The sequence below is a fragment of the Pseudomonas sp. URMO17WK12:I6 genome (assembly GCF_003253625.1).
Classification (GTDB): domain Bacteria; phylum Pseudomonadota; class Gammaproteobacteria; order Pseudomonadales; family Pseudomonadaceae; genus Aquipseudomonas.
Genome location: NZ_QKYZ01000023.1, coordinates 50,222 through 73,361 on the forward strand (window position 1 = coordinate 50,222; position 23,140 = coordinate 73,361).

Genomic DNA, 23,140 nt, shown 5'->3' on the forward strand with positions numbered 1-23,140 from the left:
CGGCTGTGTGGGAAAGGCGCTTCGCGGGCGAAGGCGCGGTATTATGCCTGCTTTGTCCGACGGCATGAAAAGCCTGCCCGTCGGAACACCCCGTTTGAGGCATTTTTTGAGGACTGCAGATGTCGCCCTGGCTGACAGTAGTAGGTATCGGTGAAGACGGCTTCAAGGGGCTGGGCAAGAACGCCCGTCGCGCCCTGCTGGGCGCTTCGCGGATATTCGGCGGCCAACGGCAACTGGATTTGTTGCCCGTGTGCATTCGCGGCGAGCGCCAGCTCTGGCCTAGTCCGTTCTCCCTTGAACCCCTATTGGCGCTGCGGGGCGAGCCGGTTTGCGTGCTGGCCAGCGGCGACCCGATGTTCTTTGGCGTCGGTGCCAGCCTGGCGCGGCAACTACCCGGCGCAGAAATGCTGATCCTGCCCGCCCCATCCTCCGTGTCACTGGCGGCCGCTCGCCTGGGCTGGCCGTTGCAGGATGTGGTGACGCTGTCGGTGGTCGCCCGTCCCGTCGCGGCGCTCAACGCTCATTTGTTCAGTGGTGTGCGTTTGCTGGTGCTGAGCAACGACGGCCAGAGTCCAGCGGCCATTGCGGCGCTGCTGCGTGAGCGCGGTTTCGGGCCGAGTCGCCTGACCGTGCTGGAACATCTGGGCGGCGAAGCCGAACGGCGCATCGAGGGCGCTGCCAACGACTGGAGCGACCCGGCGATCGCCGATCTGAACCTGATCGCCATCGAATGCATCGCTGAACCCAACACACCGCGCCTGTCGCGCCTGGCCGGCCTGCCGGATTCGGCCTTCCAGCACGACGGCCAACTGACTAAACGCGACGTGCGCGCCATCACCCTTTCTCGCCTCGCCCCGATCCCCGGCGAACTGCTATGGGACGTCGGCGCCGGCAGCGGCTCGATCGGCATCGAATGGATGCGCGCTCACCCGAGTTGCCGGGCGCTGGCCATCGAAGCGGATGAGGGACGGCAAGCGTTGATTGAACACAACCGCGATGCCCTGGGCGTTCCCGGCCTGCAATTGATTCGCGGCAGTGCGCCGCAAGCCCTGAGCGGACTCGAACGCCCGGACGCGATTTTCATCGGCGGTGGCGTCACTCGTGAGGGCGTGCTCGATACTTGCTGGGCGCAACTCAAACCCGGCGGCCGGTTGATCGCCAACGCTGTGACACTGCAAAGCGAAGTGACCTTGACGGCCTGGCGTGAACGGCATGGCGGTGAGCTGACCCGCATTCACGTCGCCCAGGCGCAACCGCTGGGCGAGTTCGATACCTGGCGTCAGGCGCTGCCGATTACCTTGCTGGACGTGACGAAACCCCTCGATGCGTGACGAAACCGCCGAACAACCCGCCCCGCTGCGCAGCGGCTTGACCACCGGCAGCTGCGCCACCGCCACCAGCCTCGCGGCCGCCCGCCTGCTGCTCGGCGGCGTGGAAGCGGACGCCGTCGAGATCATTCTGCCCAAAGGCAAACGGGTGCAAATGCGCCTGGAATTCTGTCGACTGACGGACGACGGCGCCGAAGCCGGAACGATCAAGGACGCCGGCGACGACCCCGACGTGACCCACGGCGCCCTGCTGTTTTCCCAGGTGCGCTTGCACAGCGAACCGGGTATCCGCTTCAGCGCCGGCCGTGGCGTCGGCACCGTCACCCGGCCCGGGCTGGTGCTGAACGTCGGCGAACCGGCGATCAACCCGGTGCCGCGCAAGATGATCACTGATCACCTGACGTTGCTGGCCGAGGAACTGAATTACCAGGGCGGCTTCGAGGTCACGGTAAACGTCGAGGACGGCGAAGCCCTGGCGCTGAAGACCATGAACCCGCGGCTGGGCATTCTCGGCGGCTTGTCGATCCTCGGCACCAGCGGCATCGTCCGGCCATTCTCCTGCGCCGCCTACATTGCCTCGATCCACCAGGGCATCGACGTCGCCAAAACCAACGGTTACCTGCACATCGCCGCATGCACTGGCAACGCCAGCGAAGACACCATGCGCCGGGTCTACGACTTGCCGGAAATCGCCCTGATCGAAATGGGCGACTTCGTCGGCGCGGTGCTCAAGCACTTGCGTAAAGTACCTGTGGAAAAACTCAGCCTGTGCGGCGGCTTCGGCAAGATCAGTAAACTGGCGGCCGGGCACATGGATTTGCACAGTCGGCATTCAAGCATCGACCTGCCGCAACTGGCCGAATGGGCCGCGGCGGTCGGTGCCGATGCGGCGTTGCAACAGGCGATCCGCGATGCCAATACCAGTCAACAAGCCTTGGCCATGGCCAGCGCCGCCGGGATCGCCCTCGGCGACGCGGTGTGCCAACACGCTCTCGACTTTGCCCGCAGCGTGGTGCCGGCGCAGGTTCAGGTCGAAGTGTTCGCCATCGATCGCCAGGGCGGGATTGTCGGCCATGCGGGAGTTTTTCAATGAAGCGCGTGTTGTTGCTCGGCGGCGTCACTGAGGCATTGGCCATCGCCCGAACCCTGGGGCCGGAGCACATCTACAGCCTGGCTGGCGTCGGTCGTGTGCCGACGGATCTGAACTGTCAGGTCCGCGTTGGCGGCTATGGCGGCGCCGAAGGTCTGGCGCAGTTCATCCGCGATGAAGGTATTGACCTGCTGCTGGATGCGACCCACCCCTACGCGGCCCGCATCAGCCACAACGCCGCCACCGCCGCGAAGTTGAGCGGCATTGCCTGCTGGGCCTTGCGCCGTCCGGCCTGGCAGCCACAAGCCGCAGATGACTGGCGCGAAGTCAGCGACTGGGGCGAGCTGATCGAAGCGCTGAAACCCTTTCGCCGACCGCTGTTCACCCTCGGTCGCGAGCCATTGCAGCACCTGCACGAAATCCCGCCGGAGCAATTCTGGACGTTGCGTGCACTGGACGTTTATCCGGGCAACGCGCGCTGCGAAGTGATCGGCGCCCGTGGGCCGTTTCTGATCGAGGATGAACGCGCGCTGTTCGAGCGGCGGCAGATCGATGTGCTGATCAGCAAGAACAGTGGCAGCACCGCCACCGAGCCGAAGCTGGAAGTGGCGCGGGAACGTGGAGTGCCGGTGCTGGTGTTGAAGCGGCCGGTGTTGCCGGGGGTTGAGCGGGAGTTTGGGGCGGTGACTGAGGTTTTAACGGCCCTCACACAAAACTGGTAGCAGCTGGCGAAGCCTGCGTTCGGCTGCGCAGCAGTCGTAAAATCAAACACCACGGTCTGCCAGGTTGACTGCGGCGCATGGGATCACGACCGCTACGCAGCCGAACGCAGCCTTCGGCAGCTGCTACATAAAATGCGCAATCCCCTACATATCCATCGGACCTAACGCACAACATCATCCAAATCGACTGACTTGTGGGCTCACAACCCAACCCCCATATTTCAAAGCCCCACCCATGTAACGGGAAATGGCGGATGACTGAAAAATTCACTCGCTTCGATATCACTGAGTTTCTCCTGACGTCTGCCGATATGTGGCACTACATCAAGGCCTGCGAAGAGGAAGACCCGGGCGATGGAAGCTTCAATCGTGTAGCGCTCAGAGATGTCAAACACACAATCCGGGCAAGAATCCAAAGTGACCCTCAATTCGCTCAGGCATTAAGAGTCGAAGTCGCTACACTCTTTCAAAACGGCGAGGCTGAGCTTGCACGCCGGCTGCTCGATATGCTGACTGACTCGCTGCGACACCACACCGCACGCGGTCTTTTTACTTATCGCCCCTGATCAGGCTAAATAACCGCGCCTGATCGCCCACTCAAACGGATCTGTCCCATGTCCCGACAACGGCTCGCATTTGCCTGGATCGCCTGCTTTGCAGTGCTGTTCAACATGCTCGCCATGCCGATGTCCGGAGCGATGGCGCAAACGGCGAAATCGCCGGCCGAACAGTTGCTGTGGGGCAGTTTCTGCTCTTCCAGCGGCACGAAGCTGGTGGCGATTTCCCTGGGCGACATCGAGCAGAAAGCCCCGCAGAACGACGATCATTCCAACATGCAGCATTGCTGGTGTTGCTCGGGCTCCGCGCCGTTGGTGGCGTTGCCGGGGCATACGCCGCAGTTGTATTACGCGCGATTCGAGGCCAATCGAAGCGTGCCGCCGGCCACGCTCGACACACCGACACCGCGCCAGCAATGGCCGAGTCTCAACCCCCGCGCGTCCCCTCTGGTGTGATTCCTTCTCGCAATTGACCTGCGTTTTGAATCGTTCTGGAGAACTGCCATGTTGAACAAACTCATCGTCCTGGCTGCGTTGCTGCTGCCTGCCTGTTTTGCCAATGCCCACGAATACAAGGTTGGCGAACTTGAGATCGCCCATCCGTGGTCGCAGGAGTTGCCGCCCAACGCGCCCACCGTCGCAGCGTATTTCGTGATTCACAACAACGGCAAAACCGCCGACCGGCTGCTCAGCGTCGGCTCGCCGATATCCGGCAAGGCCGAGTTGCACGAACATGTGATGCAAAATGATCTGATGAAAATGCAGCAAGTGCCCGACGTCGAAATCCCGGCTGGCGGCGAAGTCGCCTTCGCCCCGATGGCGTACCACGTGATGCTGCTGGAGCTCAGAGACCGCAGCCTGTTGAGCGACGGCAAACGCTTCCCGCTGACCCTGCACTTCGAGAAGTCCGGTGATGTAACGGTCGAGGTCTCGGTGCAGAAAAAGGCGCCGGACAGCATGCAAGCGCACATGCACGCCCAGTAATCGCCCCCGTTGAAAACGCCTATGCGCCCGCATAGCGCCAGGCCATCCGTGCGCCGCCGTCAGCCAATGAGCCTGACCCGCGGCAGCTGGATCAGCCTGTTCGCCATGCTGATGATCTTTATCGGCCCGCTGATTTCTCAGTCGATGCCGATGGATTCGCGCGCGGCTGCTTCGAGCATGGCGATGGGCATGTCCATGTCCATGAACATGTCGATGGACATGGGCTCGGACATGTCGGCGATGGAGCACGCCGACCACGACGCACAACCCGCCGCCGAACACTGCCGGCCGACAGCCGAACATCACGCGCTGTGGGAAAAATGCGGCTATTGCAGCCTGCTGTTCAATTGCCCAGCGCTCACCGGTGGCGCTTCATTCACCGCGTTCGACACCCCGCCCGCCACCACCTTCACCACACCCGCCACCCGCCTGGGCCACGCCCGGCAAACCTTCTTCCCTGGCGCCCGCACCCGCGCCCCGCCCATCGTCGCGTAAACACCCCCACCTCTGATCTCACACGGTTTAGAAGACAGCCGCAGGCTGCCGGCCGTGTCGTTTACGACTGTTCGATGGAAATTTTCATGTCCAGGTTTTCTGCTGACACACGTTTGGGCGCTGCCCAGGCTTTTTTTGCCCTGAACCCATCCCGCGTTCGTTTCAGGCAAGCCACCGCCGCCCTTTGCGGCTTGTTGCTGACGCCAATGGTGCTGGCCGATGAACACGCCGGCCACACCGAAGAACTGAGCCCGACGGTGATCACCGCCATCGCGCCGAGCTCGCCGCTGACCGTCGTCACCAACCCCAAGGACCCGCGCCAACCGGTGCCGGCCAGCGACGGTGGTGATTATCTGAAGACCATCCCCGGCTTCGCGCTGGTGCGCAACGGCGGCACCAATGGCGACCCGGTGCTGCGCGGCATGTTCGGTTCGCGCCTGAATATCCTCACCAACGGCAGCATGATGCTCGGCGCCTGCCCCGGCCGGATGGACGCTCCGACCTCGTACATCTCACCGGAAACCTACGACAAACTCACCGTGATCAAAGGCCCGCAAACCGTGCTCTGGGGCCCCGGCGCCTCCGCCGGCACCATCCTGTTCGACCGGGAGCCGGAAAGCTTCGGCGAACTCGGCACCCGGGTGAATGCCAGCGTATTGGCCGGCTCCAACGGCCGCTTCGACAAAGTGGTGGATGCCGCCGCTGGCGGGCCGCTGGGTTACGTGCGCGTGATCGGCAACACCGCGCACTCCGATGACTATAAGGACGGCAACAACGACACCGTGCCCTCGCGCTACGACAAATGGAACGGTGATATAGCGCTGGGCTGGACGCCGAACGCCGACACCCTGCTGGAATTGACTGCCGGCAAAGGCGACGGCGAAGCCCGTTACGCCGGGCGTGGCATGGACGGTTCGCAGTTCTTGCGCGAAAGCCTGGGCCTGCGCTTCGAGCAGTCGAACATCGGTGAAGTGCTGGATAAGGTCGAGGCGCAGGTCTACTACAACTACGCCGACCACGTGATGGACAACTACACCCTGCGCACGCCGTCCGGCACCGGGATGATGGCCGGTCCCATGGCCTCCAATGTCGATCGCCGAACCCTCGGCGCGCGGATCAAAGCCACCTGGCGCTGGGCCGATGTGCAACTGATCAGTGGCCTGGACGCGCAAACCAACGAACACCGCCAACGCAGCGCCATGGGCGTCGACGCCTACAAGGATGTGCCGCGCAACAAGGACGCCGACTTCCACAACTACGGCGTGTTCAGCGAACTGACCTGGTACGCCGCCGACCGTGATCGGCTGATCACTGGCGCACGACTGGACCGTGCTTCGGCCAAGGATTATCGGCAGACCATCGGCTCCGGGATGATGGCCCGCCCCAACCCGACCGCCGATGACACCCGCGCCGATACCCTGCCCAGCGGTTTCGTGCGTTACGAGCATGACCTGGCCGACAGCCCGACCACGCTGTATGCAGGCCTCGGTCATGCCCAGCGTTTCCCGGATTACTGGGAGCTGTTTTCACCCAAGTCCGGCCCTGCCGGTTCGGTGAATGCGTTCGACGCGATCAAGCCGGAGAAAACCACCCAGCTCGACTTCGGCCTGCAATACAAGACCGCCGACCTCGAAGCCTGGGCCTCGGGTTATGTCGGGCAGGTGCGTGACTACATCCTGTTCAACTACACGCCGGGAATGATGGGCATGACCTCGCAAGCCGAGAACATCGACGCGCGAATCATGGGCGGCGAACTCGGTGCAGCCTACAAACTGACGGCCAACTGGAAAGCCGACGCGACCCTGGCCTATGCCTGGGGCAAGAACAGCAGCGACGGCACTGCCCTGCCGCAAATGCCACCGCTGGATGCACGTTTCGGCCTGACCTACAGCGAAGACAACTGGAGCGCCGGCGCCTTGTGGCGGGTGGTCGCGGCGCAAAACCGCATCGACCGGAACAAGGGCAACGTGGTCGGCAAAGACTTCGACAAAAGCTCGGGGTTCGGCGTGTTCTCGCTCAACGGCGCGTACCGGATCAACAAGAACTGGAAGGTCAGCAGCGGCGTCGACAACTTGTTCGGCAAGGCCTACGCCGAACACCTGAACCTGGCCGGTAACGCCGGTTTCGGCTTCCCGGCCAATGATCCGCAAGCCATCAATGAACCGGGGCGCACGCTCTGGACCAAGGTCGACATGAGCTTCTAAGAGCATCGCGGGCAAGCCCGCCCCCACAGCTTCAACACCGCCGTGGGAGCGGGTTTGCCCGCGAATGACTGCGCAGCAGTCACCAGACAATGACAAAAGATCCAAGCCTAGCGGAGCACTCGAAGTGAAACAGCCCAAACCAAATTTCTACAACCTGGCCTGGCGTTGGCATTTCTATGCCGGCCTGTTCGTCGCGCCGTTCATGGTGATGCTGGCCCTGACCGGCATCGTCTACCTGTTCAAACCGCAACTCGATCCATTGATGTACGGCAGCCTGATGAACATCCCGGCCGGTCATCACACCGTGGCCGCCGACGACCTGCTCAAACGGGTGAAAGAGGCGTATCCACAGGCCCGGATCAAACAATACCTGCCGCCGGTCAACGCTGAACGCAGCGCGCAATTCGTGGTGATCAATGAAGGTCATGAACTGAACGTGTTCATCGATCCGTACCACGGCGACATCCTCGGCGAGCAAGACGCGAAGAACAATCTGCAGGCGCTCGCACGCTCGATTCACGGCGAGCTGATGATCGGCACCGTCGGTGATCGGCTGGTGGAACTGGCCGCCGGATGGGGTGTGGTGTTGGTGGTCTCCGGGGTGTTTTTGTGGTGGCCACGCGGTCAGTACGCCGGCGTGCTGTGGCCGCGCCTCAGCCGTCGCGGACGTGTGCTGTGGCGTGACTTGCACGCAGTGACTGGCTTCTGGGGGGCGGCGTTTTTGCTGGTGATGCTGCTCAGCGGCATGACCTGGACCGGCTTCTGGGGTAAGCAATACGCCGACCTCTGGAACCGCTTTCCGGTCGCCATGTGGAATGACGTGCCCAAGTCCGACGTCGAGGCCCGCAGCCTCAACAGCGCCACACGCCAGACCGTGCCGTGGGCCATGGAGAACACGCCGATGCCAATGTCCGGCGACCACGCCGAACACATGGCTCACGCCAGCACGCAAGCCGGCCCGGCGGCGCCGACCATCAGCCTGCAAGACGTGCAAAACATTGCCGTGCAGCGCAAGGTCGAGCCCGGCTACAGCATCACCTTCCCGACCACCGCCACCGGTGTGTTCACCATCGCGGTGTTCGCCGATGACCCGCGCAACGATGCCACCCTGCACGTCGACCAGTACACCGGCGACGTCCTCGCCGACGTGCGCTGGCAGCATTACAGCAATGTCGCCCGCGCCACCGAAGTCGGCGTGATGCTGCACGAAGGCAAGATGTTCGGCCCGTTCAATCAGATCATCGTGCTGCTGATCTGCCTGATGATTTTGCTCAGCGCCGTCAGCGGCGTGGTGATCTGGTGGAAGCGTCGGCCACAGGGCAAGTTCGGTGTGCCACCGTTGCGTCACGACCTGCCGAAATGGAAAACCGCAATGGTCATCATGTTCGCCCTGGCGGTGATGTTTCCGTTGGTGGGGGCTTCGCTGGTTGTCGTGTGGCTATTGGATTGGGGGCTGCTGTCGCGCCTGGGCCGGCAAATTGAATCCACCTCACCTTCATCATGAAACAGGCGAGATACGCGTACGCGTAAAGCCAATACAATGCGGGCCAGCATTGAATCCTTGGCAAACTGCCAAGTTTTTGTGGCGAGGGAGCTTGCTCCCGCTGGGTTGCGCAGCGACCCCAAAAATCAGGCACCGCAGTTTTACACTGACACTGCGCATTGTCTGGTTTTTGCGACTGCTGCGCAGCCGAGCGGGAGCAAGCTCCCTCGCCACAGGTTGTGTGCTGGCTTGAACGATCATCAGGAATGAAATGACTTCGCTGAACATCACCAACCTCGCCTGGGCCCCCCTGGGCCACGGCCACTGCCATCACCAGTTCCAGCTGCGTGACGCCTCCTTGCACGTGGCTGCCGGTGAGTTCGTCGGGTTGATCGGCCCCAACGGCAGCGGTAAAACCAGCCTGCTGCGGTGCGCTTATCGCTTCAGCAAACCGGAACATGGCGAGATAAAACTCGACCATCACAACGTCTGGAAGCAGTCCTCACGCTGGTGTGCGCAACGCATCGCCGTGGTGTTGCAGGAATTTCCCGACGCCTTCGGCCTGACCGTCGATGAAGTGGTCGCCATGGGCCGCACGCCGCACAAAGGACTGTTCGACGGCGACACCGTGCACGACCGCAACCTCGCGGCCCACGCCCTGGAATCAGTCGGCCTCAAGGGCTTCGAAGACCACGCCTTCGCCACCCTGTCCGGCGGTGAAAAGCAGCGCGTGATCCTCGCCCGCGCCCTGGCCCAGCAACCGCAATTGCTGATCCTCGATGAGCCGACCAACCACCTCGACCCGCGCTATCAACTGGAACTGCTGCAACTGGTCAAACGCCTGCAGATCGGCACATTGGCGAGCATCCACGACCTCAATCTGGCGGCAGCCTTCTGCGATCGGCTGTACGTGATCCATCACGGTCGCATCGTGGCCAGTGGCACCCCCAAAGAAGTCCTGACCACACACCTTTTGCACAACGTGTTCGGCGTCGACGCCCTGATCGATGACCATCCCTTGCACGGCTACCCACGAATCACCTGGATAACCCAACCATGACTTTGCGTTCCCTGCTTTGCGTCGCGTTGTTGCTGGGCAGTGCCCATGCCTTCGCCGAGGCCACGAAATACCCGCTGACTGTCCAGAGTTGCAACCGCGCAGTGACCTTCAAGCAAGCGCCGAAACACGCGGTCAGCCATGACATCAACATGACTCAGATGATGCTCGCCCTCGGTCTCAAACCCAGGATGGCCGGCTACAGCGGCGTGACCGGCTGGAAATCGGTGACGCCCCAAATGCAAACCATCCTCGATGGCTTGCCGGAGCTGGCAGCCAAGTACCCGTCGGTGGAAACCCTGCTCAACGCCAACGTCGATTTCTTCTTCGCCGGTTGGGACTACGGCATGCGCGTCGGTGGTGACCTCACGCCGCAAACCCTGCAACCACTGGGGATCAACGTCTACGAACTCACCGAGTCCTGCGCGTTCGTGATGAAGCGCCCACCGGCCAGCCTGGATGACACCTACAACGACCTGCGCAACCTCGGCAAAATCTTCGACGTGCAGGATCGCGCCAATGCCGTGATCGCCCGGATGCAGGCGCAAGTCGCCGAGGTGCGCCAGGATCTGCCAACGGACAAGCCTCGGGTATTTCTCTACGACAGCGGTGAAGACCGGGCCATGACCTCCGGGCGCCTGGGCATGCCGCAGGCGCTGATTGACGCGGCCGGCGGGCGCAACATTCTCGATGACGTCGAGGCGAGCTGGACCCGGGTCAACTGGGAAAACGTGGTCGAGCGCAATCCGCAGGTGATCGTGATCGTCGATTACGGCGAAGTCACCGCTGAACAGAAGGAGCAGTTTTTGCTGAACAACCAGGCCCTGCAATCGGTGGACGCGATCAAGAACCAGCGCTTCATCGTCATTCCTTACGTACAGGCCACCCCGGGGATCGACAACGTGCTGGCGGTCGAAACCCTGGCCAAGGGTTTCCACGGCGAATGATCGACCGTCGCTATGCCTTGTTGCTGATCGGCCTCGGCGTGCTGTTGCTGATGTCGTGTGTGGTGTCGCTGGGTTTTGGCCCGGCGCGGGTGCCGGTGGAGGTGGTGTGGCGGATTCTGCTGCACAAGGCGTTCGGTGTTGGCGAGCAGAACTGGACGGCCGGCCAGGAACACATCGTCTGGCTGATCCGCGTGCCGCGCATGTTGCTCGGCGCGCTGGTGGGCGCCGGCCTGGCGTTGATCGGTGCGGTGCTGCAAGCGGTGACGCGCAATCCATTGGCTGATCCGCACCTGCTGGGCGTGACCTCCGGCGCGACCCTCGGCGCAGTGATCGTGGTGTTGCATGTCGGTGAAATCGTCGGCCTGCTGACCTTGCCCATCGCGGCGTTCATCGGCGCGCTGCTGAGCATGCTGGTCGTGCTGATGATCGCCAACCGTCATGGGCGGCTGGACAGTGATCGGCTGCTGCTGTGCGGTGTCGCGGTGTCATTCGTGATGATGGCAATCGCCAACCTGCTGCTGTTTCTGGGCGACCATCGCGCCAGTTCGGCGGTGATGTTCTGGATGCTCGGTGGCCTCGGGCTGGCGCGTTGGGAATTGCTCGCCGTGCCCGCCGCGAGTGTGTTGCTCGGGTTGGTGTTGTTGCTGGGCATGGCCCGGCCGTTGAATGCGTTGATGGCCGGTGAACAGACCGCCGTGACCCTGGGCCTCAATGCCCGCACTGTGCGGCTGCGGGTGTTTTTGATTGCCTCGCTGATGACCGGGGTGCTGGTGTCCATCAGCGGCTCGATTGGTTTTGTCGGGCTGATGGTGCCGCACATTGCCCGGCGATTGGTGGGTGCCGAGCATCGTCGGTTGTTGCCGGTGTGCGTGTTGTTGGGCAGCCTGTTCCTGGTCTGGGTCGACGTGGCCGCACGAACCTTGATCGCCCCGGAAGACCTGCCCATCGGCGTCGCCACCGCCGCGATTGGCGGGCTGTTCTTCATCGGCCTGATGCGCCGGCGCTGACTCACCGCTCCCACAGGGTGATCGTTCCCACGCTCCTGCGTGGGAATGCCGCCAGGGACGCTCCGCGCTCCGCTTTGAATGTTTAACGGATGTATCAGAACGCAGACCTTTCCCACGCATCTTTCAGGTTGTCCGTCGGAAGCGGGCTCTCTAGTCTTTGGCTGTCGCTGACAACTCAGCGATCGGGTGTGAGAAGCCCGGCAACTTATGGTCATCCAGTGTCTGTACACGCATAATCGCCGCCAGCTTATTAGCTGCCTGCAAATGTGTTATGGCGGCTGTGTGCGGGCGGACTTCGGTCCGGCCGGGTGTCCATAACCGGTCTTCTCACCTCGCACATAGCTGCCACCTCTTCCCGTGTGAGAAGCGGCAAGTGGAGGCTCCAACGCTGGAGAAATTTTTCAATGGACAAATTAATTCCTGACCCACCCTTCAACACCACCACCAACGCCGAAGCCTCGCGCAACGAAGAATTACTCAAGGATCGCGAAGCCATAAAACGCGCCCTCGACTACTATCTCGATCCCCCGGCGCCCTACACCGAAAAACCCCGCCGCCCCAGCACCATGTTCATCGTCGCACCGAATATGGATACCGAAAGCCTGCTGGCCCACGCCTACGAATCGTTAGCCACGGCGAGTGTCCTGGCCAGCGACTTCGCCAACGACCTGACCGGCCCGCAGCGCTACACGGCGCTGGCGATTCAACAGAGCATCATGCTCGCAGAGCTGGCGGTGAACCGGGCGTTGGATAACGTCGACCCAGCGTAGACCGCGTTATCGACCATCGCGGGCTTGCCCGCGATGGCTGCATCGCCCCAATGTGGCGCATCTTCTCGCACCAACGCGCCAGCCCCGTCCCTTCATGGTGCGTCACGCAAACCCCGCAACCACTCTAATACGACATTTCCTTGCCCGTCCCCGACCGGGCACAGCCCTTGCAAAACAGCCTTCAGTCGTCCGCATCTGCCAACCATAAAAAACTTTAACGTTCATGGAGATCGCACAATGAAGCGTCGCAGTTTGATCAAGGCTTTCACACTCACGGCAAGCATTGCCGCGATGGGCATGACCTGGACTGTCCAGGCCGCCGAGACCATCAAGGTCGGTATTCTGCATTCGTTGTCCGGGACCATGGCGATCTCTGAAACTTCGCTCAAAGACATGGCGTTGATGACCATCGACGAAATCAACGCCAAGGGCGGTGTGAACGGCAAGATGCTGGAACCTGTGGTCGTGGACCCGGCATCGAACTGGCCGCTGTTCGCCGAAAAGGGCCGGCAGCTGCTGACCCAGGACAAGGTGGCGGTGGTGTTCGGTTGCTGGACCTCGGTGTCGCGTAAATCGGTGCTGCCGGTGTTCGAAGAGCTCAACGGCCTGCTGTTCTACCCGGTGCAATACGAAGGCGAAGAGATGTCGCCGAACGTGTTCTACACCGGCGCGGCGCCCAACCAGCAGGCGATCCCGGCAGTGGAATACCTGATGAGCGAAGAAGGCGGCAGCGCCAAGCGCTACTTCCTGCTCGGCACCGACTACGTCTACCCGCGCACCACCAACAAGATCCTGCGCTCGTTCCTGCACTCCAAAGGTGTGGCGGACAAGGACATCGAAGAGGTCTACACCCCGTTCGGCCACAGCGATTACCAGACCATCGTGGCCAGCATCAAAAAATTCTCTGCCGGTGGCAAGACGGCGGTCATCTCCACCGTCAACGGCGACTCCAACGTGCCGTTCTATAAAGAGCTGGCCAACCAGGGCCTGAAAGCCACCGACGTACCGGTCGTGGCGTTCTCCGTGGGTGAAGAGGAATTGCGCGGCATCGACACCAAACCGCTGGTGGGCAACCTCGCGGCGTGGAACTACTTTGAGTCGGTGGAAAACCCGGTGAACAAGAAGTTCGTCGATGACTGGAAAGCCTACGCCAAGAAACACAACCTGCCGGGCGCCGACAAAGCGGTGACCAACGACCCGATGGAAGCCACTTACGTTGGCATCCACATGTGGGCGCAAGCCGCCGAGAAGGCCAAATCCACCGACGTCGACAAAGTCCGCGAAGCCCTGGCCGGCCAGACCTTTGCCGCACCATCCGGCTACACCCTGACCATGGACAAGACCAACCACCACCTGCACAAGCCAGTGATGATCGGCGAGATTCAGGCCGACGGTCAGTTCAACGTGGTGTGGCAGACCGAAGGGCCGATCCGCGCCCAACCGTGGAGCCCGTTCATTCCGGGCAACGACAAGAAGCCGGAGTATGCGGTGAAGAGCAACTGAGCCACTGGGGCCTGAGCACGGAGCTCAGGCCCGACACAACTCCTGTGTGAGCGGGCTTTGTGGTGAGGGGGCTTGCCCCCGTTGGGCTGCGAAGCGGCCCCAAAAAACGGGACTACTGCGTAGTCCAGCGGGAGCAAGCTCCCTCGCCACAGAGTTTGCTCCCACACTTAGTCCGCGCAAGGACACTGACATGCCCACTGCCTTTTACCGCTTGATCCTTGCCATCGCACTGTTACTGCCGATGGTCACCCACGCCGGCGATGCCGAAGACTTCGTCGCGGCCAATCCCGTGCAGCAAGCCAAGCTTCTGGAAACCTGGGCCGCGCAGCCCGATCCGGCCCGTATCGCACTGATCAACGCCCTGCAACAAGGCGAGCTGACCATCGATGGCCAACCGAAAACCCTGCGCCTGAACAATCGCCTGCGGGGTCTGATCGACACCGCTTTGGCCAGCCACCAATTGCTCGCCGCCGACGCCAAAATCCGTCTGGCCGCCGCGCAGCAATTGCAGAAAAGCGCCAAACCGGCGCAGCTGAAATTCCTCGACCAACAGTTGACCCGCGAACAAGACGAAACCGTTCACGCCGCCCTGAGCCTGGCCTTGGCCAATCTGCAACTGGTCGACAGTGACCCTGCCGTGCGCCTCGCCGCCGTGCGTTTGCTCGGCGAAACCGGCGACCCGCTGGCCCGCACCCGCCTCGAAGGCTTGCTCGAACCCGGCGTCGAAGCCGACGCCAGTGTGCACACCGCCGCCGAAACCAGCCTGGCCCAGGTCAAACGCAAATTGCTGATCGGCGAAATGCTCGGCCAGGCCTTCAGTGGCATGTCCCTGGGTTCGATTCTGCTGCTCGCGGCATTGGGCTTGGCGATCACCTTCGGCCTGCTCGGGGTGATCAACATGGCCCACGGCGAGATGCTGATGCTCGGCGCGTACTCGACGTACGTGGTGCAGCTGATGTTCCAGCGCTTCGCCCCACAAGCCATCGAGTTCTATCCGCTGATTGCGCTGCCGGTGGCGTTTTTCGTTACCGCCGCCATCGGCATGGCGCTGGAGCGCACGGTGATTCGCCACCTCTACGGCCGCCCGCTGGAAACCCTGCTCGCCACGTGGGGCATCAGCCTGATGCTGATCCAGTTGGTGCGGCTGGTGTTCGGCGCGCAGAACGTCGAAGTGGCCAACCCGGCGTGGTTGTCGGGCGGAATTCAGGTGCTGCCCAATCTTGTGCTGCCGTACAACCGCATCGTGATCATCGCGTTTGCCTTGTTTGTGGTGGTGCTGACCTGGCTGCTGTTGAACAAGACGCGCCTTGGCTTGAACGTGCGCGCCGTCACCCAGAACCGCAACATGGCGGCGTGCTGCGGGGTGCCGACCGGGCGCGTGGACATGCTCGCCTTCGGCTTAGGCTCGGGCATCGCCGGGCTCGGTGGTGTGGCGCTCAGCCAGATCGGCAACGTCGGCCCGGACCTCGGCCAGAGCTACATCATCGATTCGTTCCTGGTGGTGGTGCTCGGCGGTGTCGGTCAATTGGCCGGCAGCGTGTTGGCTGCATTCGGCCTGGGCATCGCCAACAAGATTCTCGAACCGCAGATCGGTGCGGTGCTGGGCAAAATCCTGATCCTCGCGTTGATCATTCTGTTCATCCAGAAACGTCCGCAAGGCCTCTTCGCACTGAAAGGACGGGTGATCGACTGATGAACCAGCCTCTGCTCGTTACCGCGACAAAAAAAGCCGGCCCCAAAGTCACCATCACTGTTGGCGCGGTGATTCTCGTTTTGCTACTGGCGTTGCCATTGCTGTCGTTGTTATCGCCCGACAGCGCGCTGCACGTCTCGGCCTACACGCTGACACTGGTGGGCAAGATTCTTTGCTACGCCATCGTCGCCCTCGCCCTCGATCTGGTCTGGGGCTACGCCGGCCTCCTGTCCCTCGGTCACGGTCTGTTCTTCGCCCTCGGCGGTTATGCGATGGGCATGTACCTGATGCGCCAAGCCTCGGGTGACGGCTTGCCGGCGTTCATGACGTTCCTGTCCTGGACCGAATTGCCATGGTACTGGACCGGCACCAGCAGCTTCCTCTGGGCCATGTGCCTGGTGGTATTGGCGCCGGGTTTGCTGGCATTGGTATTCGGTTTCTTCGCCTTCCGCTCGCGGATCAAGGGCGTGTATTTCTCGATCATGACCCAGGCCCTGACCTTCGCCGGGATGCTGCTGTTTTTCCGCAACGAAACCGGGTTTGGCGGCAACAACGGCTTCACCAACTTCCGCAGCATTCTCGGGTTTGGCATCACGGAACCGGGGACTCGCGCGGTGTTGTTTTTCGCCACGGTACTGTTGCTGGTGGCGAGCCTGTTCATCGGCTGGCGGCTGGCGCAAAGCAAGTTCGGCCGGGTGTTGACCGCGTTGCGCGATGCCGAGAACCGCCTGATGTTTTGCGGCTACGACCCGCGCGGCTTCAAGCTGTTTGTCTGGGTGTTGAGTGCAGTGTTGTGTGGCCTGGCGGGGGCGTTGTATGTGCCGCAAGTCGGGATCATCAACCCGAGCGAAATGTCGCCGACCAACTCGATCGAAGCGGCGGTCTGGGTTGCCTTGGGGGGGCGCGGCACGCTGATCGGCCCGCTGCTGGGTGCCGGTGTGGTCAACGGGATGAAGAGCTGGTTCACCGTGGCGTTTCCGGAATACTGGCTGTTCTTCCTCGGCGCGCTGTTCATCGTCGTGACGCTGTACCTGCCTAAGGGTGTGATCGGGCTGCTGAAGAAAAGGGGTGAACAATGAGGATCACTGCAACGGCTGAATTCATGCTCGAACCGGCCTTTTTCCCACCGCAGCCCAACAAGGACGCCGGCAGCAGCCGCGACGCCATCGGCCTCGGCCAACGTGTCGGCCCCGGCCTGAATACACGTCACGGCACCATCCTGACCCTGGAGGACATCAGCGTCAGCTTCGATGGTTTCAAGGCCCTCAACAATCTGAACCTGTACATCGGCGTCGGTGAATTGCGCTGCATCATCGGCCCCAACGGCGCGGGCAAGACCACGCTGATGGACGTGATCACCGGCAAGACCCGCCCCAGTCACGGCAAGGCCTGGTTCGGCGAAACCCTGGACCTGACGCAGATGAGCGAAGTGCAAATCGCCCAGGCCGGTATCGGTCGCAAGTTCCAGAAGCCAACCGTGTTCGAAGCCCTGAGCGTGTTCGAAAACCTGGAGCTGGCGCAGAAAACCGACAAGTCGGTGTGGGCCAGCTTGCGGGCTCGCCTGAGTGGTGAACAAAAAGATCGCATCAGCGAAGTGCTGGAAACCATTCGCCTGACCAGTTCGGTCAATCGCCCGGCAGGGTTGTTGTCCCATGGGCAGAAGCAGTTTCTGGAAATCGGCATGCTGCTGATGCAAGACCCGCAACTGCTGTTGCTCGACGAGCCGGTGGCGGGCATGACCGACGCCGAAACCGAATTCACCGCCGAACTGTTCAAGCGCCTGGCCGGCAAGCATTCGCTGATGGTGGTGGAACACGACATGGGCTTCGTCGGCTCGATCGCCGACCACGTCACCGTGTTGCACCAGGGCAGCGTGCTGGCCGAAGGGTCGCTGGAGCAGGTGCAGGACAATGAGCGGGTGATCGAGGTCTACCTCGGTCGATGATTTTGCCTTTGTCGGAGCGAGGCTTGCCCGCGAATAACGATAACGCGGTGTTTCAGTTCAACCGTGGCGTCCCCTTCGCGGGCAAGCCTCGCTCCTACAGGGAATGAGAGGAATTTGAGAATGCTGCAAGTCGACAAGCTGCACCAGTACTACGGCGGTAGCCACATCCTGCGGGGCCTGACGTTTGAGGTGAAGGTCGGCGAAGTCACCTGCCTGCTCGGGCGCAACGGCGTGGGCAAGACCACCTTGCTCAAATGCCTGATGGGTTTGCTGCCGGCCAAGGAGGGCGCGGTGAACTGGGAAGGTAAACCGATCACCACGTTCAAGCCGCACCAACGGGTGCATGCCGGTATCGCCTACGTGCCTCAGGGCCGGGAAATCTTCGGCCGGCTGACCGTGGAAGAAAACCTGCTGATGGGCCTGTCGCGGTTTCCTGGCTCCGAGGCCAAGGAAGTCCCGGCGTTCATCTACGAGCTTTTCCCGGTGCTGCTGCAAATGAAGCAACGGCGTGGCGGTGACTTGTCCGGCGGTCAGCAACAGCAGCTGGCGATCGGCAGGGCATTGGCCAGTCGTCCACGGCTGCTGATTCTCGACGAACCCACCGAAGGCATCCAGCCGTCAGTGATCAAGGAAATCGGCGCGGTGATCAAAAAGCTCGCGGCCCGTGGCGACATGGCAATTTTGCTGGTGGAGCAGTTCTACGATTTCGCCGCCGAGCTGGCCGATCAGTACCTGGTGATGTCCCGGGGCGAGATCGTGCAGCAGGGTCGTGGCGAAAATATGGAAGCCGAAGGTGTGCGCGGGCTGGTTACGATCTAACCTGCAGCCTTCTGACGATAAATTAGACGATATGAATTTACCTCTCCCCACTGCGCTGTTTACCCCGAGCTGGCATGCCGAGCTGGAGCTGGGCTACGCCCGTTTCGGCGCCAGCACCCGCCCGGTACAGCGCCGTCATCAAGGCCCGCTGCGGGTGCAGAAGCACTTGTATGCCGAAGGCCCCGAGGTGTGTCAGCACATCATCGTCCACCCGCCGGGGGGGATTGCCGGCGGTGATCGGCTGGATATATCGGCCAGCGTCGGCACCCACGCCTGGGCGCAAATCACCAGCCCCGGCGCTGCCAAGTGGTATCGCGCTGCCGGGCCGGCTTATCAGAAACTCGACTTGCGCGTTGCCGCCGGTGCTACGTTGGAGTGGCTGCCGCAAGAGACGATTATCTTCAGCGCCGCTCAGGCTGAACTCAGCACGAGCATTGATCTTGAGGGTGATGCCCGGTTGTTCTACTGGGACGTGGTCGCGCTGGGGCGTCCGGCCAGTGGCGAGCGCTTCGACCTCGGGCACTTCCAGGCCCACCTGGATATCCGCCGCGACGGCCAGTTGCTCTGGCACGAACGCCAGCGCATTACCGGGGATGACGGTTTGCTGGACTCGCCGATCGGGCTGGATGGGCAACCGGTGTTTGCGACGTTGCTGGTGACCGGAGAGATTGATAGTGAATTGCTGGAGAAGTGCCGCTCGCTGCCCAATGAGGTGCGCGGGGATCTGACGCAGCTGCCGGGGCTGTTGGTCGCCCGGTGCCTGGCCAGCGAGGCGTTGTTGGCACGGGGTTGGCTAATTGATTTGTGGCGATTGCTCCGGCCTGCGTTGCTCGGCCGCGAAGCCGTCCCACCCAGAATATGGGCCACCTGAATACGCTCCTACAGAAGACTTTTTAACTGCCGATTATGGATTTCTACGATGGACCTGACCCCACGCGAAAAAGACAAGCTGCTGATCTTCACCGCCGGCCTCGTGGCCGAGCGGCGTTTGGCTCGCGGCGTGAAACTCAATTACCCGGAGGCCATGGCCTACATTTCCGCGGCGCTGCTCGAAGGCGCGCGTGACGGCCAGACCGTGGCCGAGCTGATGCACTACGGCACCACCCTGCTCAGCCGCGAGCAAGTGATGGAAGGCATCCCGGAAATGATCCCGGAGATCCAGGTCGAAGCGACGTTTCCCGACGGCACCAAACTGGTCACCGTTCACCAACCGATCGCCTGAGGCTGCGCCATGACTTACCACATCCGCGATGCGCTGCACGCCGATCTGCCGGCGATCCGCGACATCTACAACGACGCGGTGCTCAACACCACGGCGATCTGGAACGAACAGGCCGTGGACCTGGGCAACCGCCAGGCCTGGTTCAGCGCGCGGCAAGCCCAGGGCTATCCGATTCTGGTAATCGTCGACGGCGACGACAACGTACTCGGCTACGCTTCATTCGGTGACTGGCGCCCCTTCGACGGGTTCCGCCACACGGTCGAGCACTCGGTGTACGTGCGCAACGACCAGCGTGGCAATGGCCTCGGCCCGCAACTGATGGCAGCGCTGATCGAGCGCGCCAAAGGCTGCAACAAACACGTGATGGTCGCCGCCATCGAAAGCGGTAATAGCGCCTCGATCCGGCTGCACGATCGGGCCGGTTTTGTCGTCACCGGCCAAATGCCGCAGGTGGGTACCAAGTTCGGCCGCTGGCTGGACCTGACCTTCATGCAACTGATCCTCGATCCGGGCGCAATGCCACCCGATCCCCACAAGGAGTGATGCCCCATGAACGCCGCCCAACTGCGACGCGTCAATGTTGAAAGCTTTGCGCACTATCGTCAGGGATTGATTGATCTGCTGCTCGACGCCGTCGGCTATGGCGCCAGCGTCGGGTTCATGGCGGATCTGGACGCCACCCAGGCCCGAGCCCATTTCGATGAAGTCCAGGACAACCTGAACAAAGGCAACGTGCTGCTGTGGGTGGTGGTCAAGGACGAACAGGTGCAGGCCAGTGTGCAACTGAACCTGTGCCAGAAAGCCAATGGGCTGAATCGCGCCGAAGTGCAGAAACTGCTGGTGCGTGAACACGCCCGTCGTCGCGGCCTGGGCCAGCAGTTGATGCATGCCCTGGAGCTCGCCGCCCGCCAGCACAAGCGCGGCATGCTCTACCTCGACACCGAGGCCGGCTCCCCCGCCGAAGACTTCTACAAGGCCCTGGGTTACACCCGTGCCGGCGAAATTCCGGACTACGCCTGCGACCCGAACGGGCGCTACAAACCGACCGCCCTCTACTACAAGATTCTCCAAGGAGCCCAGTGATGATTCCCGGTGAGTACCAGATCCAGCCTGGCGACATCGAGCTTAACGTGGGCCGACGCACTGTCAGCCTGAAGGTGGCCAACAGCGGCGACCGGCCGATCCAGGTCGGCTCGCATTATCACTTCTTCGAAACCAACGACGCGCTGACCTTCGACCGCGTCGCCAGCCGCGGCATGCGCCTGAACATCCCCGCCGGCACCGCAGTGCGCTTCGAACCGGGGCAGAGCCGCGAGGTCGAGCTGGTGGACCTGGCCGGGCATCGCCGGGTGTTCGGGTTTGCCGGCAGGATCATGGGCGACCTCGACTGACACGCAAACCCTGTGGCGAGGGAGCTTGCTCCCGCTCGAGTGCGAAGCGCTCGCAACACAGCTGGTGCGATCTATCTGAATAATCGGAGCGGCAGATTTTACGACTGCTGCGCAGCCGAACGGGAGCAAGCTCCCTCGCCACAATGGACCGCGGACTACCGCACTTCACTTTCAAGGCAAGCGCATGAAAATCTCAAGACAAGCCTACGCCGACATGTTCGGCCCCACCGTCGGTGACAAAGTCCGTCTGGCCGACACCGAACTGTGGATCGAAGTGGAACAGGACTTCACCACCTACGGCGAAGAAGTGAAATTCGGTGGCGGCAAAGTCATCCGCGACGGCCAGGGTCAAAGCCAGTTACTGGCAGCCGAAGTCGTCGACACCCTGATCACCAACGCGCTGATCATCGACCACTGGGGCATCGTCAAGGCCGACGTCGGCCTCAAGGACGGGCGCATCGCCGCCATCGGCAAGGCTGGCAACCCGGACATCCAGCCCAACGTCACCATCGCGGTCGGCGCCAGCACCGAAGTGATCGCCGGTGAAGGCATGATCCTCACCGCCGGCGGCATCGACACCCACATCCACTTCATCTGTCCGCAGCAGATCGAAGAAGCGCTGATGAGCGGCGTCACCACCATGATCGGCGGCGGCACGGGACCGGCCACCGGCACCAACGCCACCACCTGCACCTCCGGGCCGTGGCACCTGGCGCGCATGCTCCAGGCCGCCGATGCGTTCCCGATGAACATCGGCCTCACCGGCAAGGGCAACGCCAGCCTGCCGGAGCCGTTGATCGAGCAGGTCACGGCTGGCGCCATTGGTCTGAAGCTGCACGAAGACTGGGGCACCACCCCGGCGAGCATCGACAATTGCTTGACCGTGGCCGACCAGTACGACGTGCAAGTGGCGATTCACACCGACACCCTCAACGAGTCCGGCTTCGTCGAAACCACCCTCGCCGCCTTCAAGGGCCGCACCATCCACACCTATCACACCGAAGGTGCCGGTGGAGGTCATGCGCCGGACATCATCAAGGCCTGCGGTTTCGCCAACGTGCTGCCGAGCTCGACCAACCCGACCCGGCCGTTCACCCGCAACACCATCGACGAGCACCTCGACATGCTGATGGTCTGCCACCACCTGGACCCGAGCATTGCCGAAGACGTGGCCTTCGCCGAAAGCCGCATCCGCCGCGAAACCATTGCTGCCGAAGACATCCTGCATGACCTCGGTGCCTTCTCGATGATCAGCTCCGACAGCCAGGCCATGGGCCGCGTCGGCGAAGTCATCACGCGCACCTGGCAGACCGCCGACAAGATGAAAAAGCAACGCGGCCCGCTACCCGGCGATGGTGAAGGCAACGACAACTTCCGCGCCAAACGCTACATCGCCAAGTACACCATCAACCCGGCGATCACCCACGGCATCAGCCATGAAGTGGGCTCGGTCGAAGTGGGCAAGTGGGCGGATCTGGTGCTCTGGCGTCCGGCGTTTTTCGGGGTAAAGCCAACGCTGATCCTCAAGGGCGGCGCCATTGCGGCCAGCCTGATGGGCGACGCCAACGCGTCTATTCCAACGCCGCAACCGGTGCACTACCGCCCGATGTTCGCCAGTTACGGCGGTTCGTTGCATGCCACCAGCCTGACCTTTATCAGCCAGGCGGCGCAGGAGGCGGGTTTGCCCGAGGCCCTGGGCCTGAAGAAGAAAATCGCCGTGGTCAAAGGCTGTCGCGAGGTGCAGAAAACCGACCTGATTCACAACGACTACCTGCCGGACATCGACGTCGATCCGCAGACCTATCAGGTCAAGGCCGACGGTGTGCTGCTGTGGTGCGAGCCGGCGGATGTGTTGCCGATGGCTCAGCGTTACTTCCTGTTTTGAGATTCGCTCAGGTATAAAAAAACCGGCACGAATGGCGT

24 protein-coding genes are annotated in these 23,140 nt (G+C 62.3%); all 24 read left to right on the plus strand.

Going from position 1 to position 23,140, the window contains the following annotated elements; genetic code table 11:
• Positions 1 to 119: 119 nt before the first annotated feature.
• The 24 genes from cbiE (at position 120) to ureC (ending at position 23,102) form a co-directional block, all read left to right on the plus strand.
• The gene (cbiE, locus tag F475_RS27910) at positions 120 to 1,331 is read left to right on the plus strand and encodes a precorrin-6y C5,15-methyltransferase (decarboxylating) subunit CbiE (RefSeq protein ID WP_111455272.1); all 1,212 of its coding nucleotides are present in this window, start codon (positions 120 to 122) and stop codon (positions 1,329 to 1,331) included.
• Positions 1,324 to 2,421, plus strand: a complete 1,098-nt coding sequence (locus F475_RS27915) for a cobalt-precorrin-5B (C(1))-methyltransferase (RefSeq protein WP_111455273.1) — start codon at positions 1,324 to 1,326, stop codon at positions 2,419 to 2,421. Before cbiE ends, F475_RS27915 begins: the two co-directional genes overlap by 8 nt.
• The gene (locus F475_RS27920; RefSeq protein WP_111455274.1) at positions 2,418 to 3,140 is read left to right on the plus strand and encodes a cobalt-precorrin-6A reductase; all 723 of its coding nucleotides are present in this window, start codon (positions 2,418 to 2,420) and stop codon (positions 3,138 to 3,140) included. The genes F475_RS27915 and F475_RS27920 overlap by 4 nt, the downstream gene beginning before the upstream one ends.
• Before the next feature lie 254 nt (positions 3,141 to 3,394).
• Positions 3,395 to 3,706, plus strand: coding sequence for a hypothetical protein (locus tag F475_RS27925; protein ID WP_018928436.1), 312 nt, complete (start codon positions 3,395 to 3,397; stop codon positions 3,704 to 3,706).
• Positions 3,707 to 3,754: 48 nt separating this feature from the next.
• Positions 3,755 to 4,153 carry a DUF2946 domain-containing protein gene (locus F475_RS27930; RefSeq protein WP_019582256.1) on the plus strand — a complete coding sequence of 133 codons (399 nt, stop codon included), beginning with the start codon at positions 3,755 to 3,757 and terminating at the stop codon, positions 4,151 to 4,153.
• Positions 4,154 to 4,201: 48 nt separating this feature from the next.
• Complete coding sequence (locus F475_RS27935) at positions 4,202 to 4,681, plus strand: copper chaperone PCu(A)C (RefSeq protein ID WP_111455275.1); 480 nt, start codon at positions 4,202 to 4,204, stop codon at positions 4,679 to 4,681.
• Positions 4,682 to 4,702: 21 nt separating this feature from the next.
• Positions 4,703 to 5,176 carry a DUF2946 domain-containing protein gene (locus F475_RS27940; RefSeq protein ID WP_111455276.1) on the plus strand — a complete coding sequence of 158 codons (474 nt, stop codon included), beginning with the start codon at positions 4,703 to 4,705 and terminating at the stop codon, positions 5,174 to 5,176.
• Between the two features lie 86 nt (positions 5,177 to 5,262).
• Positions 5,263 to 7,380: a TonB-dependent copper receptor gene (locus F475_RS27945; RefSeq protein WP_111455277.1), complete on the plus strand. Its 2,118-nt coding sequence runs from the start codon at positions 5,263 to 5,265 to the stop codon at positions 7,378 to 7,380.
• A gap of 124 nt (positions 7,381 to 7,504) precedes the next feature.
• Positions 7,505 to 8,884: a PepSY domain-containing protein gene (locus F475_RS27950; RefSeq protein ID WP_111455278.1), complete on the plus strand. Its 1,380-nt coding sequence runs from the start codon at positions 7,505 to 7,507 to the stop codon at positions 8,882 to 8,884.
• A 250-nt stretch (positions 8,885 to 9,134) separates the two neighbouring features.
• Positions 9,135 to 9,923, plus strand: a complete 789-nt coding sequence (locus F475_RS27960; protein ID WP_111455280.1) for an ABC transporter ATP-binding protein — start codon at positions 9,135 to 9,137, stop codon at positions 9,921 to 9,923.
• The gene (locus tag F475_RS27965; RefSeq protein WP_111455281.1) at positions 9,920 to 10,867 is read left to right on the plus strand and encodes an ABC transporter substrate-binding protein; all 948 of its coding nucleotides are present in this window, start codon (positions 9,920 to 9,922) and stop codon (positions 10,865 to 10,867) included. Before F475_RS27960 ends, F475_RS27965 begins: the two co-directional genes overlap by 4 nt.
• Positions 10,864 to 11,874 (plus strand): iron ABC transporter permease, encoded by a 1,011-nt coding sequence (locus F475_RS27970; RefSeq protein WP_111455282.1) that lies wholly within the window; start codon positions 10,864 to 10,866, stop codon positions 11,872 to 11,874. Before F475_RS27965 ends, F475_RS27970 begins: the two co-directional genes overlap by 4 nt.
• Before the next feature lie 404 nt (positions 11,875 to 12,278).
• Entirely contained in the window at positions 12,279 to 12,644 is a 366-nt protein-coding gene (locus F475_RS27975; RefSeq protein ID WP_111455283.1) for a DUF6124 family protein, read from the plus strand.
• A 237-nt stretch (positions 12,645 to 12,881) separates the two neighbouring features.
• Complete coding sequence (gene urtA / locus F475_RS27980; RefSeq protein WP_007937152.1) at positions 12,882 to 14,147, plus strand: urea ABC transporter substrate-binding protein; 1,266 nt, start codon at positions 12,882 to 12,884, stop codon at positions 14,145 to 14,147.
• 190 nt (positions 14,148 to 14,337) lie between these two features.
• Complete coding sequence (gene urtB / locus F475_RS27985) at positions 14,338 to 15,840, plus strand: urea ABC transporter permease subunit UrtB (RefSeq protein WP_111455284.1); 1,503 nt, start codon at positions 14,338 to 14,340, stop codon at positions 15,838 to 15,840.
• A complete protein-coding gene (urtC, locus tag F475_RS27990; protein ID WP_018928447.1) occupies positions 15,840 to 16,919 on the plus strand; it encodes an urea ABC transporter permease subunit UrtC in 1,080 nt (359 codons plus the stop codon). The genes urtB and urtC overlap by 1 nt, the downstream gene beginning before the upstream one ends.
• Positions 16,916 to 17,785 carry an urea ABC transporter ATP-binding protein UrtD gene (gene urtD, locus F475_RS27995; protein ID WP_018928448.1) on the plus strand — a complete coding sequence of 290 codons (870 nt, stop codon included), beginning with the start codon at positions 16,916 to 16,918 and terminating at the stop codon, positions 17,783 to 17,785. Before urtC ends, urtD begins: the two co-directional genes overlap by 4 nt.
• A gap of 120 nt (positions 17,786 to 17,905) precedes the next feature.
• Positions 17,906 to 18,604, plus strand: a complete 699-nt coding sequence (urtE, locus tag F475_RS28000; RefSeq protein WP_019582243.1) for an urea ABC transporter ATP-binding subunit UrtE — start codon at positions 17,906 to 17,908, stop codon at positions 18,602 to 18,604.
• Positions 18,605 to 18,635: 31 nt separating this feature from the next.
• Complete coding sequence (locus tag F475_RS28005; protein WP_086944060.1) at positions 18,636 to 19,475, plus strand: urease accessory protein UreD; 840 nt, start codon at positions 18,636 to 18,638, stop codon at positions 19,473 to 19,475.
• A gap of 48 nt (positions 19,476 to 19,523) precedes the next feature.
• Positions 19,524 to 19,826, plus strand: coding sequence for an urease subunit gamma (gene ureA / locus F475_RS28010; protein WP_007937143.1), 303 nt, complete (start codon positions 19,524 to 19,526; stop codon positions 19,824 to 19,826).
• 9 nt (positions 19,827 to 19,835) lie between these two features.
• Entirely contained in the window at positions 19,836 to 20,369 is a 534-nt protein-coding gene (locus F475_RS28015; RefSeq protein WP_018928451.1) for a GNAT family N-acetyltransferase, read from the plus strand.
• Between the two features lie 6 nt (positions 20,370 to 20,375).
• Positions 20,376 to 20,909: a GNAT family N-acetyltransferase gene (locus tag F475_RS28020; RefSeq protein ID WP_018928452.1), complete on the plus strand. Its 534-nt coding sequence runs from the start codon at positions 20,376 to 20,378 to the stop codon at positions 20,907 to 20,909.
• Complete coding sequence (locus F475_RS28025) at positions 20,909 to 21,217, plus strand: urease subunit beta (RefSeq protein ID WP_018928453.1); 309 nt, start codon at positions 20,909 to 20,911, stop codon at positions 21,215 to 21,217. The genes F475_RS28020 and F475_RS28025 overlap by 1 nt, the downstream gene beginning before the upstream one ends.
• Positions 21,218 to 21,401: 184 nt before the next feature.
• On the plus strand, positions 21,402 to 23,102 hold the full coding sequence (gene ureC, locus F475_RS28030; protein ID WP_111455285.1) for an urease subunit alpha: 1,701 nt from the start codon (positions 21,402 to 21,404) through the stop codon (positions 23,100 to 23,102).
• Positions 23,103 to 23,140: the final 38 nt, after the last annotated feature.

Excerpts from the sequence above, each read along its gene's own strand:
- F475_RS27940 (WP_111455276.1), top strand. The coding sequence starts at position 4,703 with ATGCGCCCGCATAGCGCCAGGCCATCCGTGCGCCGCCGTCAGCCAATG.
- F475_RS27915 (WP_111455273.1), top strand. The coding sequence starts at position 1,324 with ATGCGTGACGAAACCGCCGAACAACCCGCCCCGCTGCGCAGCGGCTTG.
- cbiE (WP_111455272.1), top strand. The coding sequence starts at position 120 with ATGTCGCCCTGGCTGACAGTAGTAGGTATCGGTGAAGACGGCTTCAAG.
- F475_RS27960 (WP_111455280.1), top strand. The coding sequence starts at position 9,135 with ATGACTTCGCTGAACATCACCAACCTCGCCTGGGCCCCCCTGGGCCAC.
- F475_RS27945 (WP_111455277.1), top strand. The coding sequence starts at position 5,263 with ATGTCCAGGTTTTCTGCTGACACACGTTTGGGCGCTGCCCAGGCTTTT.
- ureA (WP_007937143.1), top strand. The coding sequence starts at position 19,524 with ATGGACCTGACCCCACGCGAAAAAGACAAGCTGCTGATCTTCACCGCC.
- F475_RS28020 (WP_018928452.1), top strand. The coding sequence starts at position 20,376 with ATGAACGCCGCCCAACTGCGACGCGTCAATGTTGAAAGCTTTGCGCAC.
- F475_RS27935 (WP_111455275.1), top strand. The coding sequence starts at position 4,202 with ATGTTGAACAAACTCATCGTCCTGGCTGCGTTGCTGCTGCCTGCCTGT.
- F475_RS27975 (WP_111455283.1), top strand. The coding sequence starts at position 12,279 with ATGGACAAATTAATTCCTGACCCACCCTTCAACACCACCACCAACGCC.
- F475_RS27930 (WP_019582256.1), top strand. The coding sequence starts at position 3,755 with ATGTCCCGACAACGGCTCGCATTTGCCTGGATCGCCTGCTTTGCAGTG.
- urtA (WP_007937152.1), top strand. The coding sequence starts at position 12,882 with ATGAAGCGTCGCAGTTTGATCAAGGCTTTCACACTCACGGCAAGCATT.
- urtE (WP_019582243.1), top strand. The coding sequence starts at position 17,906 with ATGCTGCAAGTCGACAAGCTGCACCAGTACTACGGCGGTAGCCACATC.
- F475_RS27970 (WP_111455282.1), top strand. The coding sequence starts at position 10,864 with ATGATCGACCGTCGCTATGCCTTGTTGCTGATCGGCCTCGGCGTGCTG.
- F475_RS28025 (WP_018928453.1), top strand. The coding sequence starts at position 20,909 with ATGATTCCCGGTGAGTACCAGATCCAGCCTGGCGACATCGAGCTTAAC.
- F475_RS28005 (WP_086944060.1), top strand. The coding sequence starts at position 18,636 with ATGAATTTACCTCTCCCCACTGCGCTGTTTACCCCGAGCTGGCATGCC.
- F475_RS28015 (WP_018928451.1), top strand. The coding sequence starts at position 19,836 with ATGACTTACCACATCCGCGATGCGCTGCACGCCGATCTGCCGGCGATC.
- urtB (WP_111455284.1), top strand. The coding sequence starts at position 14,338 with ATGCCCACTGCCTTTTACCGCTTGATCCTTGCCATCGCACTGTTACTG.
- urtD (WP_018928448.1), top strand. The coding sequence starts at position 16,916 with ATGAGGATCACTGCAACGGCTGAATTCATGCTCGAACCGGCCTTTTTC.
- F475_RS27965 (WP_111455281.1), top strand. The coding sequence starts at position 9,920 with ATGACTTTGCGTTCCCTGCTTTGCGTCGCGTTGTTGCTGGGCAGTGCC.
- F475_RS27925 (WP_018928436.1), top strand. The coding sequence starts at position 3,395 with ATGACTGAAAAATTCACTCGCTTCGATATCACTGAGTTTCTCCTGACG.
- urtC (WP_018928447.1), top strand. The coding sequence starts at position 15,840 with ATGAACCAGCCTCTGCTCGTTACCGCGACAAAAAAAGCCGGCCCCAAA.
- ureC (WP_111455285.1), top strand. The coding sequence starts at position 21,402 with ATGAAAATCTCAAGACAAGCCTACGCCGACATGTTCGGCCCCACCGTC.
- F475_RS27920 (WP_111455274.1), top strand. The coding sequence starts at position 2,418 with ATGAAGCGCGTGTTGTTGCTCGGCGGCGTCACTGAGGCATTGGCCATC.